This is a genomic window from Polycyclovorans algicola TG408, from assembly GCF_000711245.1.
GTDB classification, from domain to species: Bacteria; Pseudomonadota; Gammaproteobacteria; order Nevskiales; family Nevskiaceae; genus Polycyclovorans; species Polycyclovorans algicola.
The window spans coordinates 1,941,956-1,957,244 of record NZ_JOMH01000001.1 but is presented as its reverse complement, the minus strand read 5'-3'; the positions used below and the strand labels follow the sequence as shown (position 1 = coordinate 1,957,244).

Below are 15,289 nucleotides of genomic sequence, written 5' to 3'. Positions count from 1 at the left end.
GGCGCGCCACCCCATCACGCCCTGTGTGATCTGCCCGATGGTGCGGATTCCCCAATGGGCCGCGAAGGGGTTAGTCTTGGGCGCCCCGGCAACTCCTGCATCCCAACGTGCTGATCACCAACGCCAAAATTATCAATGAAGGTCGCCAGTTCGACGCTGATGTCCTGATTAGCGGGGAGCGCATCGAAAGAATCGCGCCGCAAATCAGCTGCCCGCCCGGACACGAGGTGTATGACGCCGGCGGCCTGACGCTGATCCCCGGCATGATTGACGATCAGGTGCACTTTCGCGAACCGGGGCTGACCCACAAGGGCAACCTCGCCACCGAGTCGGCGGCAGCAGCAGCAGGCGGCATCACCAGCGTGATGGACATGCCCAACAACAACCCGACCATCACCACCCGCGAAAGGCTGGCCGAAAAGTACGCCATGGCCGCCGGCCGCATGCACACCAACTACGCTTTTTACTTTGGCGCGGCCAACGACAACGCCGAGGAAGTGGCGCGCCTGCAGCCGGACGAAGCCTGCGCGGTCAAGGTGTTCATGGGCGCGTCCACCGGCAACATGCTGGTTGACGATCCGACCACGCTGTCGGCCATTTTTTCGCGCTCCAAGCTGATGGTGGTGACCCACTGCGAAGACACGCCGATGATCCTCGCCAATGAGGCCGCCGCGCGTGAGCGCTGGGGCGAGGACGTGCCGTTTGATCAGCATCCGCTGATCCGCTCGGAGGCGGCCTGCTATGCCTCCACCGAGCTTGCCGTGGGCTTGGCCAGGCAGCACGGCGCGCGACTGCACGTGCTGCACCTGACCACCGCCAAAGAGCTCGAATTCTTCGCCGCCGGCCCGGTCAAGGACAAGCGCATCAGCGTCGAGGCCTGCGTGCACCACCTGTATTTCGACCAGAGCAGCTATGCCACGCGCGGCGCCAAGGTGAAGTGCAACCCCGCCATCAAACGTGCCGAGGATCGCGCGGCGCTGGTGGCGGCGGTAAAGGCCGGCATCATCGATGTGGTCGCCACCGACCACGCGCCGCACACGCGCGAAGAAAAAGACCGCACCTACTTCAAGGCGCCGGCCGGGTTACCGCTGGTGCAGCACGCACTGCCGATGCTGATGACGCTGGCCGCTCGCGGCGAGCTGAGCCTTTTCGACGTGGTCGAGCGCACCAGCCATAACGTGGCGCGGCTGTTCGGCGTGCGTGACCGCGGCTTCATCCGCGAAGGCGCCTACGCCGATCTCGCACTGGTCGACCCAAATCACTCATATCTCGTTGACCGCAGCGACGTGCGGTACCACTGCGGTTGGTCACCATTGGAAGGCGACACCCTCACCGGCCGCGTGAAAACGACGTGGATCAACGGTCACAAGGTTTATGACGACGGCGTTCTGGTCAGCCAACCCCGCGGGGCAAGGCTACGCTTCTCGGCGTCTTTTTAGGACTTCCAATGGCTGACCTAGACCGGCTCATACACCGGTTGTATCGCGTTGTCGCACTTGAACCCCATTGGGAAGAAGCACGCCTCAAGGCGCTGGAGGTGCTTGCGCAATGGAGCGACGCCACCAGTGCCGTGTGGCTGACCGGCGCCGGCAACGCGGCTGGCCCGGTGCGCACCAGCACCCTGTCGGTCTCGCCGGTGCAGCTCGACGAACTCAGGCACTTGCCGCAGCGTCCTTCCCAGCGCACCACCTGGTTGTCACCCTTGCCTGCGACGTTGGCTGTACCCGGATGCCCGTCCACGGTCGGCTGCGTGATTGATTATCAGCACCGGGACACTCACCTGAGCAGTCGCGTACTGCTCACGTTTGCGACCAAGCCGGACGTCGGTGACGACACCCTGTCCCATGCCATCGGACATCTGGTCGAGGCGGGTACCCTGGCTTTCGATTTGCTTCTGGCACGCGACAGCTGGCTGGGGGCGATGGGACGCCCGACACGCGGGGCCGGCGCCCTGATCGACCCGAAGGGCGCGTATTACGCCGTCAGTCCGGCGTTCAGCACGGTGATGGACCATTGCTTCGGCAGTGGCATATCCACGAGCCAGTTGCCGGTGCCGTTAAGCGCGGACGCGCTCGACCCGCACAAGACGTTCACCCTCGGCAGATTGCAGGCAAGGGTCTCGCCGCAGGGTCCGCTGTGGTTGATTCACGTCCGCACCACGCTGCCCATCGACAAGCTGTCACCCCGCGAGCAGGAGGTGGCCCGCCACCTGTCAGAGGGCAAAACCTTCAAGCGCATCGCGCAGCAGCTCGGGCTGTCACCGTCGACGGTCGCGAACCACAGCGCATCGATCTACCGCAAGCTGGGCGTTTACCGCCGTGAAGATCTGATCAGCCAAGTGCGCACCGACGTCAAACGCAAATCGGCCTAAGCTGGGCGCAACCCCTCAGCCTGATCGTTCATGGCCACTCCGCAACCCGACCCTCTCGAACCGTTGGTGCGCCAACTTGGCGTGCCCCGACGCGATCTGGGGTTTCTTGACGCGCTCAATGCCGCCGCCTGCGCGCAGTTGGTCGCCGACATCGAGCGCGCCAAAGGCCTGCACGCTGCCGCGCTGGGCGAGGCCATGGAAGGCGCGCTCAACCAGTTGCCACGGCTGCTGCGCCTGCCCGTCCGCAAACTGTTTGGACTGTGACGATGGATCGCCCGACCGAACTGCGCCGCCTTGCCCGGCTACTGCACCGCGACACGGACGCGCTGCGTCACCTGGACACACTGGATGCTGTCCAGCTGATGCAGTTGCGGCGCCTGTTGCAAGAATCGCTCATCGAACGCTTCGCGGGCGCCTTCAAGCGTCTGGCGGCGGGCGGGCGACTGATTCCCGACCCGCTCAAGGCGAAGCTGTGTACCGGCATTTTCGGCGCAGCGCTGACCGCCAATCTGTCGTACTTCACGCCCACCGACCAGTCGGTGCGGCTGGCCCGGCATTTTGACGATGACTTTCTCACCGAGACCGCGCGCCACCAGGTGCCCGAACGCGCCCAGGCGCTGCTGGCGGCGCTGCCGGTCGAGATCATGCGCGGTGTCGCTCGCAAACTGTTGGCGGCCAGGGAGTTCGCCATCATGGGCGGCTTCACCGACTACCTGCCCGACGACAAGGCGCTGATCCTGATCCAGGACATCGCGCAGCCTGCAGACCGCTTGCGCGTCTCATCATTCGCACAGCGCAAGGACCGCGTCGCCCGCATCATGGCGCAGCTCACCGATGAAGCCCTTGCCGCGCAACTGGCGGCCGCCATGGCCGAGCCAGACTTGTTGACCGAAATCGTGCTGACCGTCGCCGAGATGCCTGGGCCCCAACAAATGCGCCTGGCCGACATCAGCGACCGGGTCGATATCAAGCTGCGATCACGGCTTGAGCAGCACGTCGCCGCAGACGCGCCGACCCGCGAACGCCTGCAGCCGTACTTCCAGCGCTGAGCGGCCGCAGACATAAAAAGGGCGAAGAGCACATGGGTGCTCTCCGCCAGTCCCAGCCATTTGGTTAACCCCTGCGGGCCGTGTCTATTGCAATACCGTGTGCCTTGGAATTTGGATGCAGAAGCGTGCTGAATTGATTTGTCGCGGCCTGGCTGCGGGGCTCGCCGCCCTGCTGCTGAGTGGCTGCGGCAAGGCCGGTTACTACGCCCATCTGGCGGGGGGACAATGGCAACTGCTGTCGTCGCGCACCGCCATCAGCGAGGTCATCGCCGCACCGCAGACACCGGCTGAACTGGCCGAGGCGCTGCGCGACGTGCGTGACGTGCGCAGCTTCGCCATTGACACCCTGGCGCTGCCCGACAACGGCAGCTACACGCATTACGTCGACCTGAAGCGCGATCACGTGGTGTGGAACGTCATGGCTGCGCCGAAGTACGCGCTGACGGCGCGCGAGGTCTGTCACTGGTTTGTCGGTTGTCTGGCGTATCAGGGTTATTTCGACCCGGCGCGGGCCGAGGCCGAAGCCGCGCGACTGACCGCCGCCGGCTGGGATGCAATGGTCGTACCGGTGCCGGCCTATTCCACGCTGGGAACCTTTCGTGACCCGGTGCTCAACACCATGCTGCGCGGCGGCATCGCGCCGCTACTCGGCACGGTGATCCATGAGATGACCCACGAACGATTGTTCGTGCCCGGTGACACCGCCTTCAACGAAAGCTACGCCAGCTTCGTCGAAGCCGAAGGCCTGCGCCAATGGCAGGCCGCACGTGGCCGAGTGCCCGACGGGGACGCCGCCGCGCTGATCCAGCGCCGTCGTGACTTCATCAAGCTGGTGCTGGACACCCGCGAGCGGCTGACCGCTGCGTACGCCGACCACGAGGGCGACGAACCCGCCCTGGCCGCCGCCAAGGATCATGCCTTCGCCGAGCTGAAGCGCCGGTACCGGGCGATGCGCGACGCTCAATGGGAAGGCTGGCGCGGCTACGATGCCTGGTTTGACCGACCGCTCAACAATGCGGATTTGCTGCCCTTCGGCCTCTATGACCAATGGGTGCCGGCCTTTGCTGCGCTCTTTGAGGAGGTCGGGCGCGACTGGTCAGCTTTTCATCTGGCGGTATCGGCGATTGGCGAGCTGCCGCCCGATGCGCGCCGCGCCAAGTTGACGCAGTTGCTAGCATTCGCGCCATGCGAGGAATCCGACGATCAGGCGTGTGGCTGAGTGTGCTGCTGGCCTGCGCTTGCGCGAGCCCGGTGATGGTGCAAGGCGACACCCAGGCCAAGCGCGAGGTCATCGTCTTTATCGACCGTCTGCTGAGTCGTGAGCAAGGCGAGGGCTGGGAGCGCACCGGCCAGTACTTTGCGTGGTCATTCAACTTCAGCGGTGACGGCTGCACCCTGCACGCGACCCGACGCGAGCTGACCGGCTCGCGTGTGCTGCGCCAAGCCATCCCCCTTGACCGTACGCGGCCCGGATGGGATGGCAGCACCAGCCTGATTTTTGCCTGCGATCAGGGGCCGGCCTGCATCGACACGCTGCACCAGGGGGTGGGCTTGCGCGACGAGTTCGGCGCTGACGACACCCAGCTCTTTGCACCCGACCCCCATGATCTGCCCAAGCTTGCCGATGCCTTCACCGAGCTGAAGCGGCTTTGCGATGACCCGTACCGCCTGCCGCCCGAGGGGCCGGCGTTTCCACGCGGACAAGATTACCCCGGCGCGGGCCTTTAGGGCCTGTTAACAATTGGCGCATCGCTGCGGCCGAGTCGGTTATGGCCTTGGGCGAGGCGGGAGAAGCGCGGTTGGGTCATTCCACACAAGCGACGACCAACGAAGTCCAGGGCCATAACCGGCCGGCCCCGCGATGCCGGCCAACAACCAACAAAAAGGCGACCCGAAGGTCGCCTTGATTTGACTCATCAGTGGCATCAGCCCTCGGCGCGCTGCAGCGCGGCGATGCGCTCTTCCAGCGGCGGGTGGGTCGAGAACATGCGGCTGATCTTGCCCCCCGAAATCCCGAACGCGGTGATCTGCTCGGGCAGGGTCGATTGGCCATGTGCCATCTTCAAACGCTCCAGCGCGCTGATCATCTTGCGACGACCGGCCAGATGCGCCCCGGCAAGGTCGGCGCGAAACTCGCGTTGACGCGAGAACCACGCAACGATGGTCGACGCCAGAATGCCGAACACGATCTGCAACACGATCACGCTCAAGAAATAGCCCATGCCGTAACCGCCCTCGTTCTTCAGCACGGCGCGGTCGATGAAGTGGCCGATGATGCGGGCAAGAAACATCACAAAGGTGTTCACCACGCCCTGGATCAGGGTCAGGGTGATCATGTCGCCGTTGGCGACGTGACCAATTTCGTGGCCCAGCACGGCTTCGACTTCGTCCTGAGACATGTGCGTCAGCAGCCCGGTCGAAACCGCGACCAGCGCCTTGTTCTTGTTCGAGCCGGTGGCAAACGCGTTGGGCTCGGGCGCGTTGTAGATCGCCACGTCGGGCACGCCGATGCCGGCGGCCTGGGCCTGACGTTTTACCGTGTTGACCAGCCACATTTCCTGGCTGCTGCGCGGATTTTCGATGATCTGGGCGCCGGTCATCTTCAGCGCCACCCACTTCGACATCAGCAGCGAGATGAACGAGCCGCCCATGCCAAAGATGGCGCAGAACAGCAGCAGGGTGGTCAGGTTGAGGGTGCCGTCGGCCTCGAGATACCGGTTGAGCCCAAACAGGTGGGCGACCACCGACAGCACCAGGATGACGGCGATGTTGGTCAGCAGGAACAAACCGATTCGTTTCATGGGCGTAGACGAGACTCAGTGGCTTCGGATAAGAACAATATGCGGCAGATAGACCGCCGCTCAAGGGTCTCAGTTCAGGATTTCGTTCCGATGTCAGCGTTCAGCGCCTCGACCCGCTGGAAGCCCCGCGGCAAATGCCCGCCGCGGCTGGCGCGGGCACCGCGATACAGATCAAGATCGGCTGGCTTGAGCGTGAGGGTGCGTTTGCCACAGGTCAGCACCAGATTGGCCGCCGGCGGCAAAACCCCCAGGGCCAGAATTTCATCCTTGCCCTTGAGGCCGATCAGCTTGTTGCCCTTACCCTTGGTCAGCTCGGGCAGGTCAGCCACCGGAAACACCAGCAGACGCCCTTCGGCCGTGCACACGGCAAGCTCGGACGCCGGGTCGCGGCACAGCACTGGTGGCATCAGCGCGGCATCGCCAAGGCTGACCACCGCCTTGCCCGCGCGATTGCGTGCCTGCAGCGCATCAAGCTGGGTGACAAAGCCGTAGCCCTCGTTCGAGGCCAGCACGTAGCGCTGGTCACCCTCGCCCATCAGCAGCGACACCAGTTTGCCGCCGTCCTGCAGGTCCAGACGGGTGGTGACGGGCTCGCCCTGGCTGCGCGCCGAGGGCAGTTCACGCGGGTTGAGCGTGTAGGCGCGCCCCTTGGTGTCAAAGCCGATCAGCAGTTGATTGGTTTTGCCCTGGGCGTGGATGAAGTACCCGTCGCCCGCCTTGTAGGCCAATGTCGTCGGGTCCAGGTCGTGGCCCTTGCCGGCACGAATCCAGCCCGCCTGGCTGAGCACCACGGTCACCGCCTCGGCGGGCAGGATGGACTCGGCCGACAGCGCCTGCGCAGGCGGCGCGGCGCCGATCGGGCAGCGGCGGTCATCACCGTACTTCTGTGCATCGTCGGCAATTTCCCTGGCGATGAGGCCTTTCAGCGACTCGTCGTCGGCCAGCAGCGCCTCGAGCTCGGCGCGCTCGGCGGCCAGGGCGTCCTGCTCGCCCTTGATCTTCATTTCTTCAAGCCGCGCCAACTGGCGCAACTTGGTGTCGAGGATGTATTCGGTCTGCCGCTCGCTGAGCGCAAAGGTCGCCATCAGCACGGCCTTGGGCTCGTCCTCGAAGCGAATGATGCGGATCACTTCATCGAGGTTCAGGAAGGCAATCAGCAAGCCCTCCAGCAGGTGCAGACGGTCATTGACCTTGGCCAGCCGGTGGTTGAGGCGCCGGGTGACCGTGGCGAAGCGGAACGCCAGCCACTCGACCAGGATCTCGCGCAGGTTCTTGACCTTGGGCCGACCATCCAGACCAATCATGTTGAGGTTGACGCGGTAACTCTTTTCCAGATCGGTGGTCGCGAAAAGGTGCGCCATCAACTGCTCGGCGTCGACCCGGCTGGAGCGAGGCACGATGACGATGCGCACCGGGTTTTCATGATCGGACTCGTCGCGCAAATCCTCGACCAGCGGCAGCTTCTTGGCGCGCATCTGCTCGGCGATCTGCTCCTGCACCCGCGAGCCGGAAACCTGATGTGGCAGCGCGGTGACGATCAGGTATCCGGTGTCAGGCTCGCGCTCCCAGCGCGCCCGCGCTCGCACGTTACCCAGCCCGGTGCGGTAGAGCTTCAGCAGGTCGGCCGATTCCGAGACGATTTCACAGCCGGTGGGGTAATCCGGCGCCGGCACGAAACGCATCAGCGTCTCGATCTCGGCGCCGGGATGCTTGAGCAAATGGATGCAGGCCTTGGCCAGCTCGCGCAGGTTGTGCGGCGGGATGTCGGTGGCCATGCCCACGGCGATACCGGTGGTGCCGTTGACCAGAATGTTGGGCAGGCGCGCCGGCAGCAGCCGCGGCTCGTCCAGCGTGCCGTCGAAGTTGGGCGTCCAGTCGACCGTGCCATTGGCCAGTTCGACCAGCAATGTCGAGGCATAGGCCGTCAGCCGCGATTCGGTGTAGCGCATCGCCGCAAAGCTTTTCGGGTCGTCGTGCGAACCCCAGTTGCCCTGCCCATCGACCAGCGGATACCGATACGCGAAGGGCTGCGCCATGGTGACCATGGCCTCGTAACAGGCCGAGTCCCCGTGCGGATGGAACTTGCCGAGAACGTCACCGACAGTGCGCGCCGACTTCTTGTATTTGGCGCCTGCGGTCAGGCCAAGCTCGCTCATGGCGTAAACGATGCGCCGCTGTACCGGCTTCAGACCGTCGGCGATGTTCGGCAGAGCGCGGTCCAATACCACGTACATCGAGTAATCGAGATAGGCACGCTCGGCGAACACCGAGAGGGGCAGACGTTCGGTTTCAATCACGGACATCGCGGGGCAGAACTCAGAAAAATGCGGGTGGCAGAGTGTACGCAGCCGCCACCGGCCGCGCCGGACCTGCCCTGCCCTGGCGCAGGGCCTAAAGGGCTTCCGCAGGCAGCCCCTGCAGCAGCGCCCCGGGATTTAGCACGCCGACCACGCCGCCCAGACCTTGCAACGTGCCCTGCAGCGCCGGTTCGCTGGGCAAGCCGGGCCCCAGCAAGCGATCACCGCCAATCACCAGGTCAGCAACGCCCACGGTCCCGAGCCCGGGCAGGTCAACCAGCTGCGCGGTCAGCGTCAGGCTTGGCAATCGGTGCCCGAAGCCGGGCTGCGGGTCGACCGTGGGCGCGGTGAACAGGTTGGCACCGCCCAGCCCCAAACCTTCAAAGCCCAAGGTGCCGACCAGCGGCAGACCGCTGGCCACCAGCGACAGGTTGAGCGTCGGCAATCCTTGTGCCGACGCCGGACTGCAGAGCGCCATCGACCCGAGGGCAATGAGCGTGGCAATTTTCATGGGCAGGACCGTCGACAAGGGGCAGCGCCACAGTGCGCGGCTGGGCCGGTCCTGCCTATCCGCAAACGACGCCAGACGGCGTCACTGCTGACCTACCCGCGTCAGCCTGCGGATGACGCCGACCCCTATCGGTCAAACGTTGGCGCGGTTGCCCTCGCGCTCGAGCCAGTCTTTGCGATCACTGGCGCGCTTCTTGTTGAGCAGCATGTCGACAATCTGGTCGGACTGCCCTTCGTCAAGCGTCAACTGCACCAGCCGTCGCGTGTCGCGCGCCATTGTGGTTTCGCGCAGTTGCAGCGGGTTCATCTCGCCCAGTCCCTTGAAGCGGGTGACGCTGAGCTTGGCCTTGGGGTGCTCGGCCTGCAGGCGGTCGAGTATGCCGTCGCGCTCGGCGCCATCCAGGGCATAAAACACTTGCTTGCCCAGATCGACGCGGTACAGCGGCGGCATGGCGATGTACACGTGACCAGCCGCAACCAGGGGCCGGTAGTGACGCAAAAACAGGGCGCACAGCAAGGTGGCGATGTGCAGCCCGTCAGAGTCAGCGTCGGCCAGTACGCAGACCTTGCCGTAGCGCAGCTGGCTCAGGTCGGCACTGCCGGGATCAACGCCAATGGCGACCGAAATGTCGTGAATTTCCTGGCTGGCGAGCGCCTCGTTGGCATCACACTCCCAGGTGTTGAGAATCTTGCCGCGCAGCGGCATCACCGCCTGGGTGTCACGATCGCGCGCCTGTTTGGCCGAGCCGCCCGCCGAGTCGCCTTCGACCAGAAACAGCTCGGTCTGGGACAGATCAGTGGACACGCAATCGGCGAGCTTGCCGGGCAGCGCCGGGCCGCTGGTGATTTTCTTGCGCACCACCTGGCGACTCTGCTTGAGGCGCGCGGCGGCGTTGCTGATCACCAGCTGGGCGATCTGCTCGCCCTCGTTCGGGTGCTGGTTGAGCCACAGGCCAAAGGCGTCGTGGACGGTCCCGGAGACAAACGCTGCGGTCTCGCGAGAACTCAGGCGCTCCTTGGTCTGCCCGGCAAACTGCGGGTCGTGCATCTTGGTCGACAGCACGTACTGACAGCCGCTCCACACATCATCGGGCGTGACTTTCACGCCGCGCGGCAACAGGTTGCGAAACTCGCAGAACTCGCGGATGGCCTCGGTCAGTCCGGTGCGCAAACCATTGACGTGGGTGCCGCCCTGGGCGGTGGGAATGAGATTGACATAGCTCTCGGCGACCGCTTCGGTGCCGCCGGCCGTCCACACCAGCGCCCATTCGGCTTCTTCACGCGCCGCCTTCAGCGAGCCGGTGAAGGGCTCGGCCGGCAGGGTTTCGAGATCGCCGAGCGCGTCCTTCAGGTAATCGAGCAGACCATTTTCGTAAAGCCAGGTGATCTGCTCACCGTGGACGCGGTCGTCGAGGCTGATTTTCAGGTTCGGGCAGAGCACGGCCTTGGCGCGCAGGTTCTGCTTGAGCCGCGGCAGGCTGAACTTGGGACTGTCGAAATACTTCGGGTCAGGCCAGAAACGCACGGTGCTGCCGGTGCGCCGCTGCCCCACGGTGCCCACTTCGCGCAGCTCTTCGGCCTTGTTGCCGCTGGCAAACGCCATCTCGTGCTGCTTGCCGCCGCGATAGACGGTCACCACCAGCCGCGTCGACAGCGCATTGACCACCGACACCCCGACGCCGTGCAGACCGCCGGAGTAGCCGTACATCTTGTTGGAGAACTTGGCACCGGAGTGCAGCTTGGTGAGTATCAGCTCAACCCCTGACACCCCGTGCTCGGGGTGCAGGTCCACCGGCATGCCTCGGCCGTCGTCGGAAACTTCCAGCGAGCCGTCCTCGAAGACCGTGACCTGAATGCTCTTGCAATGACCCGCCAGCGCCTCGTCGACCGCGTTGTCGATGACTTCCTGGGCCAGGTGATTGGGTCGCTGGGTGTCGGTGTACATCCCCGGACGCTTGCGCACCGGGTCCAAACCCTGCAGAACCTCAATGGCATTGGCGCCGTAACTTTGAACATCGGTCATGGAATAACCCGGAAAGCGGTGGAGGCAGGGCGCGCGGAGGCTACGGGAAAATTTGGCCTCGCGGCAAGCGAGCTGGGATGCCATCTTGCCCGACGCGGCAATTGTGCCTAACGTCGGGGCCGTGACTGCGAGACGGTCAACCCTCAGCACCGTGTGGCAGTGACTTCGGGACCCATGCTGGCCGTCGAGGCGGTTGGCCCACTGGAGAGCGGTCATGGCGAACTTCCACGACACCCCATCCACCCCTTCACCGCCCCAACGGACGCCTGGCACCGGCGAACGCCGCCTGGCGGCGCTGTTGGCGCGTGCCGACATCGCACTCAACGGCTCCCGCCCGTTCGACCTGCAATTACATCGCCCGGGGGCCGCCGCGCGCATTCTCGCGCAGGGCAGCCTCGGGCTCGGCGAGGCTTACATGGATGGCGACTGGGACTGCGAACAGCTCGACGGCCTGATCCAGCGCCTGCTCGCCGCACGCCTGCAAAACGCCGTCCATCCCCCGGTGCTGGCCTTGGCCAGACTGCGCGCACGCCTCTTCAACCTGCAGAGCCGGGCGCGCGCCTGGGTGGTCGGCCGCGCGCACTACGACTTGGGCAATGACTTCTTCGCCGCCATGCTTGGCGAGTCGATGGCGTATTCCTGCGCCTACTGGGCCGACGCCGACACCCTGGATGCAGCGCAGAACGCCAAGCTCGAACTGGTCTGCCAGAAGCTGGGGCTGAGGCCCGGCATGCGGCTGCTCGATATCGGCTGTGGCTGGGGCAGCCTGCTGCGCCATGCGGCCGAGCATCACGGCGTGCAGTGCGTGGGCCTGACCATCTCGCGAGCGCAGGCTGAGTGGACCCAACAGCGCTGCCAAGGGCTGCCGGTCACCGTGAAACTGGCCGACTACCGCAGCTTCGAGGTCGCGCCCGGTGCCCGCTTTGACCGCGTGGCATCAATCGGCATGTTCGAACACGTCGGCAACAAGAATTACCCGGCGTTTTTCGACGTCGCACGCAGGGCACTGAAGCCTGACGGGTTGATGTTGTTGCACACGATCGGCAAGACCCGCCACCACGAGGCGACCGATCCCTGGATCGACCGCTACATCTTTCCCAACGGCCAGTTGCCGACCCTGGGGCAGATCACCGATTGCGTTGACGCCGCCTGGGTCACCGAGGATGTCCACAACTTCGGCGCCGATTACGACCGCACCCTGTTGGCCTGGCACGCGCAATTCCGCCAACACTGGCCGCGCTTTGCGGCGCGCTACGGCGATCGGTTCAGGCGCATGTGGCGGTATTACCTGCTGTCGTGCGCAGGGGCGTTCCGCGCCCGGGCCGTTCAGCTCTGGCAAGTGGTGCTGTCGCCCACCGGCGTGCCCGGGGGTTATCGCCGCCCGCTGAGCTGAAACGCCTCGCATGTAGCACGAATTGGCCCTCAAACAGGCGTACCTGGGTGATACTGGGTGCCGAATTTCCCCCTGAGAACTCAATGGCGCGCGACCGCTCGCTCACGATTCGCCCGGCGCTGCACGCCGACATTGCTGCCATCCGGCGCCTGATGAAAAAAGCGTATGCACCGCAAAGCGGCTACACGCTTGATCAGTTGCGTGGCCAGCTCAACCACTTTCCGGAAGGCCACCTCGTGGCCGAACTCGACGGGGTGGTGGCAGGCTATTGCGCCAGCATCATCGTCACCCGGGAAGAGGCCATGCGTCCGCACACCTGGACCGAGATCACCGGCAACGGCTTTGGCTCGACCCACGATGAAGACGGCGATGTGCTCTACGGCTACGAGGTTGCGGTTGACCCCGAATTTCGTGGTCGGCGGCTGGCCGAGCGCCTTTACTCCGCGCGCCGCAAGCTGTGTGTCGAACTGGGACTCGAGAGCATCGTCTTCGGCGGGCGCCTGCCCGGCTATGCGCGTCGCGCCAAGAAGGTGGGCGGCCACGGCGAGTATTGCCGGGCGGTGATCGCCGGACAGATTCGTGACCAGGTGATGAATTTTCAGTTGCGTCAGGGCTTCGAGTTTCTGGGCGTGTTGCCGAAATACCTGAAGTCCGACGCCGAGTCTGGCGGCGCCGCCTCGCACATGATCTGGCGCAACCCGCAGGCCCGCCAGGACGTGACGCGCGCCCATTCGGCGGCTGATCGCGGTCCGTCAACGGTGCGCGTCGCCACGGTGCAATACCTGCAGCGCGCCATCAGGTCATTTGATGAGTTCGCCGATATCGTTCGCTACTTTGTCGACACGGTGTCCGATTACAAGTGCGATTTCGTGGTGTTTCCCGAATACTTTGCGATGCAGTTGCTGTCGATCGAGAACCAGCCGCTGAAACCCCGTGAGGCGGTGCTGAAACTGGCCGAATACAACGACCGGCTGGAAGCGCTGTTCCATGAAATGGCGCTGCGCTACAACGTCAACATCATTGCCGGCAGTCACCCGGCCGTGCAGGAGGACGGACGCCTGCTCAACCTCGCCCACGTGTTTCTGCGTGACGGCTCGGTTTACGAGCAGCCCAAAATCCACCCGACGCCGTCCGAGCGCTACTGGTGGCAGGTCGAGGGCGGCGATTACGTGAGCGCCATCCAGACCGACTGCGGCACCATCGGCGTGCTGGTCTGTTACGACAGTGAATTCCCCGAGCTTACCCGACATCTGGTTGACCAAGGGACCGATATCCTGTTCGTGCCCTATTCCACCGAAGAGCGCAACGGCCACCTTCGAGTGCGTTACTGCGCTCACGCCCGCGCGGTCGAAAACCAGATTTACGTCATCACCTCGGGCAACACCGGCAACCTGCCGCGCGTTCACAACATGGACATCCACTACGCCCAGAGCGCGATCATCACGCCGTGCGATTTTCCGTTCGGCCGTGACGGTGTGGCCGCCGACACCACCCCCAATGTTGAGATGATCGCGTTTGCCGACCTCGATCTCGCCGCGTTGAAAACCGCCCGCGCCCATGGGTCCGTGCAAAACCGCAAAGACCGCCGCCACGATCTGTACGCCGTGCAATGGCGCGGTCGCGCAGCGCCCTGACCTCAGCCATATGCCATGACCAAAGCCAAAGATGCCGCACCGGATGATCCGGTCAGCCAGTTCGAAACCGACATGAAGACGCTCGAAGCGCTGGTCCAGCAGTTGGAGCAGTCCGACCTGCCGCTGGACCAGTCCATTGCCCTGTTCGAGCAGGGCATGGCGCTCAGCCAGCGCTGTCGTGGCGCACTCGATACCGCCACCCAGCGGGTCGAAACCCTGACGCGGCCCAGCGACGACGAATGACCGCCGAGCCGCAGGCCTGGGTCACGCGCGTCGAGCGGGCACTGCGTCAGGCACTGGCGCGCAGTACCCCAGACGACGAGGCCAGCCGGCGCTTTGTCGAAGCCTTGGGCTATGCCAGCGCCGGCGGCAAGCGGCTGCGGGCCCTGATGGTCTACGCCAGCGGCGGCGCCGTGGGCGCAACAGCGGAACGGCTGGATGCCGTGGCAGCGGCCGTCGAATTCACACATGCCTACTCGCTGGTCCACGACGACCTGCCGGCAATGGACAACGATGACCTGCGGCGCGGCCAGCCGACGGTGCACAAGGCCTTTGGCGAGGCCACCGCCATTCTCGTCGGCGACACGCTCAACACGCTGGCCTTCGAGGTGCTGGCGGCCGATGAGGCGCTGGATGCCGACACCCGCATCCGCCTGGTGGCCTGCCTGGCCGCCGCCGCCGGCGCACGCGGCATGGTCGGCGGCCAGGTGCTGGATCTTGCCGCACAGACTGGTGGCGACACGCCCTTGACCTTGGAGGCCCTGACCACCCTGCATCACCGCAAGACCGGCGCGCTCATTCAAACCTGCTTCGACATGGCCGGCATCGCCGCCGCCGCATCACCCACCGAGCAGAATGCGCTCAGCGCCTGTGGCGCCGCGCTGGGGCTGGCGTATCAGATTCAGGATGACGTACTGGACGTGGACGCCAACACCGCCGAACTGGGCAAGACCGCCGGCAAGGATGCGCGCGACGGCAAGCAAACCTTTGTCAGCCTTCTGGGCCTGGCTGCCGCCCGAGACCGCGCCAACATCGCCTTTGATCGCGCCCAGGATGCCGCGCAGAGACTGCGGCAACCCGCAGCGTTGCTAGACTTGATGGACACCATCCGGCAGCGCCGCCACTGATGCCACTCACTTCAGCGCCACCGGTCGTCGTCGCCCGGCTGTGTACCGCACCGGCGCTGTGCACGATAATGGCGCTTCAACCTG

At 64.9% G+C, this 15,289-nt stretch carries 14 protein-coding genes; 10 read left to right on the top strand and 4 right to left on the bottom strand.

Features of this window, described 5'->3' with window-relative positions:
• Positions 1 to 107 precede the first annotated feature (107 nt).
• From U741_RS0109330 to U741_RS0109305, 6 genes are all read left to right on the top strand, one after another.
• Positions 108 to 1,439 (top strand): dihydroorotase, encoded by a 1,332-nt coding sequence (locus U741_RS0109330; RefSeq protein ID WP_029890206.1) that lies wholly within the window; start codon positions 108 to 110, stop codon positions 1,437 to 1,439.
• Between the two features lie 8 nt (positions 1,440 to 1,447).
• Positions 1,448 to 2,371: a helix-turn-helix transcriptional regulator gene (locus tag U741_RS0109325; protein WP_084154769.1), complete on the top strand. Its 924-nt coding sequence runs from the start codon at positions 1,448 to 1,450 to the stop codon at positions 2,369 to 2,371.
• Between the two features lie 30 nt (positions 2,372 to 2,401).
• Entirely contained in the window at positions 2,402 to 2,635 is a 234-nt protein-coding gene (locus U741_RS0109320; protein WP_152551559.1) for a hypothetical protein, read from the top strand.
• Positions 2,636 to 2,637: 2 nt separating this feature from the next.
• A complete protein-coding gene (locus U741_RS0109315; protein WP_029890203.1) occupies positions 2,638 to 3,420 on the top strand; it encodes a hypothetical protein in 783 nt (260 codons plus the stop codon).
• Positions 3,421 to 3,535: 115 nt separating this feature from the next.
• On the top strand, positions 3,536 to 4,639 hold the full coding sequence (locus U741_RS0109310) for an aminopeptidase (protein ID WP_052378666.1): 1,104 nt from the start codon (positions 3,536 to 3,538) through the stop codon (positions 4,637 to 4,639).
• Entirely contained in the window at positions 4,630 to 5,148 is a 519-nt protein-coding gene (locus U741_RS0109305; RefSeq protein ID WP_029890201.1) for a hypothetical protein, read from the top strand. Before U741_RS0109310 ends, U741_RS0109305 begins: the two co-directional genes overlap by 10 nt.
• Before the next feature lie 197 nt (positions 5,149 to 5,345).
• Here U741_RS0109305 and htpX read toward each other — a convergent pair whose 3' ends face one another.
• From htpX to parE, 4 genes are all read right to left on the bottom strand, one after another.
• Complete coding sequence (htpX, locus tag U741_RS0109300) at positions 5,346 to 6,221, bottom strand: protease HtpX (RefSeq protein ID WP_029890200.1); 876 nt, start codon at positions 6,219 to 6,221, stop codon at positions 5,346 to 5,348.
• Between the two features lie 74 nt (positions 6,222 to 6,295).
• Entirely contained in the window at positions 6,296 to 8,524 is a 2,229-nt protein-coding gene (gene parC, locus U741_RS0109295) for a DNA topoisomerase IV subunit A (protein ID WP_029890199.1), read from the bottom strand.
• A gap of 88 nt (positions 8,525 to 8,612) precedes the next feature.
• The gene (locus tag U741_RS0109290) at positions 8,613 to 9,029 is read right to left on the bottom strand and encodes a hypothetical protein (RefSeq protein ID WP_029890198.1); all 417 of its coding nucleotides are present in this window, start codon (positions 9,027 to 9,029) and stop codon (positions 8,613 to 8,615) included.
• A gap of 132 nt (positions 9,030 to 9,161) precedes the next feature.
• On the bottom strand, positions 9,162 to 11,051 hold the full coding sequence (gene parE, locus U741_RS0109285; RefSeq protein WP_029890197.1) for a DNA topoisomerase IV subunit B: 1,890 nt from the start codon (positions 11,049 to 11,051) through the stop codon (positions 9,162 to 9,164).
• A gap of 214 nt (positions 11,052 to 11,265) precedes the next feature.
• On the opposite strand from parE, the gene cfa reads away from it, so the two are divergent.
• From cfa to U741_RS0109265, 4 genes are all read left to right on the top strand, one after another.
• The gene (gene cfa / locus U741_RS0109280; protein WP_043110248.1) at positions 11,266 to 12,444 is read left to right on the top strand and encodes a cyclopropane fatty acyl phospholipid synthase; all 1,179 of its coding nucleotides are present in this window, start codon (positions 11,266 to 11,268) and stop codon (positions 12,442 to 12,444) included.
• Between the two features lie 83 nt (positions 12,445 to 12,527).
• Entirely contained in the window at positions 12,528 to 14,078 is a 1,551-nt protein-coding gene (locus tag U741_RS0109275) for a carbon-nitrogen hydrolase family protein (protein WP_029890195.1), read from the top strand.
• Between the two features lie 15 nt (positions 14,079 to 14,093).
• Positions 14,094 to 14,321 (top strand): exodeoxyribonuclease VII small subunit, encoded by a 228-nt coding sequence (gene xseB / locus U741_RS0109270; RefSeq protein WP_029890194.1) that lies wholly within the window; start codon positions 14,094 to 14,096, stop codon positions 14,319 to 14,321.
• A complete protein-coding gene (locus U741_RS0109265; protein ID WP_029890193.1) occupies positions 14,318 to 15,205 on the top strand; it encodes a polyprenyl synthetase family protein in 888 nt (295 codons plus the stop codon). Before xseB ends, U741_RS0109265 begins: the two co-directional genes overlap by 4 nt.
• The last annotated feature ends 84 nt before the right edge of the window (positions 15,206 to 15,289 follow it).

Coding starts and splice junctions, on each gene's coding strand:
- parC (WP_029890199.1), bottom strand. CDS start 8,524: ATGTCCGTGATTGAAACCGAACGTCTGCCCCTCTCGGTGTTCGCCGAG.
- U741_RS0109310 (WP_052378666.1), top strand. CDS start 3,536: ATGCAGAAGCGTGCTGAATTGATTTGTCGCGGCCTGGCTGCGGGGCTC.
- U741_RS0109275 (WP_029890195.1), top strand. CDS start 12,528: ATGGCGCGCGACCGCTCGCTCACGATTCGCCCGGCGCTGCACGCCGAC.
- htpX (WP_029890200.1), bottom strand. CDS start 6,221: ATGAAACGAATCGGTTTGTTCCTGCTGACCAACATCGCCGTCATCCTG.
- U741_RS0109320 (WP_152551559.1), top strand. CDS start 2,402: ATGGCCACTCCGCAACCCGACCCTCTCGAACCGTTGGTGCGCCAACTT.
- U741_RS0109315 (WP_029890203.1), top strand. CDS start 2,638: ATGGATCGCCCGACCGAACTGCGCCGCCTTGCCCGGCTACTGCACCGC.
- cfa (WP_043110248.1), top strand. CDS start 11,266: ATGGCGAACTTCCACGACACCCCATCCACCCCTTCACCGCCCCAACGG.
- U741_RS0109265 (WP_029890193.1), top strand. CDS start 14,318: ATGACCGCCGAGCCGCAGGCCTGGGTCACGCGCGTCGAGCGGGCACTG.
- U741_RS0109290 (WP_029890198.1), bottom strand. CDS start 9,029: ATGAAAATTGCCACGCTCATTGCCCTCGGGTCGATGGCGCTCTGCAGT.
- parE (WP_029890197.1), bottom strand. CDS start 11,051: ATGACCGATGTTCAAAGTTACGGCGCCAATGCCATTGAGGTTCTGCAG.
- U741_RS0109325 (WP_084154769.1), top strand. CDS start 1,448: ATGGCTGACCTAGACCGGCTCATACACCGGTTGTATCGCGTTGTCGCA.
- xseB (WP_029890194.1), top strand. CDS start 14,094: ATGACCAAAGCCAAAGATGCCGCACCGGATGATCCGGTCAGCCAGTTC.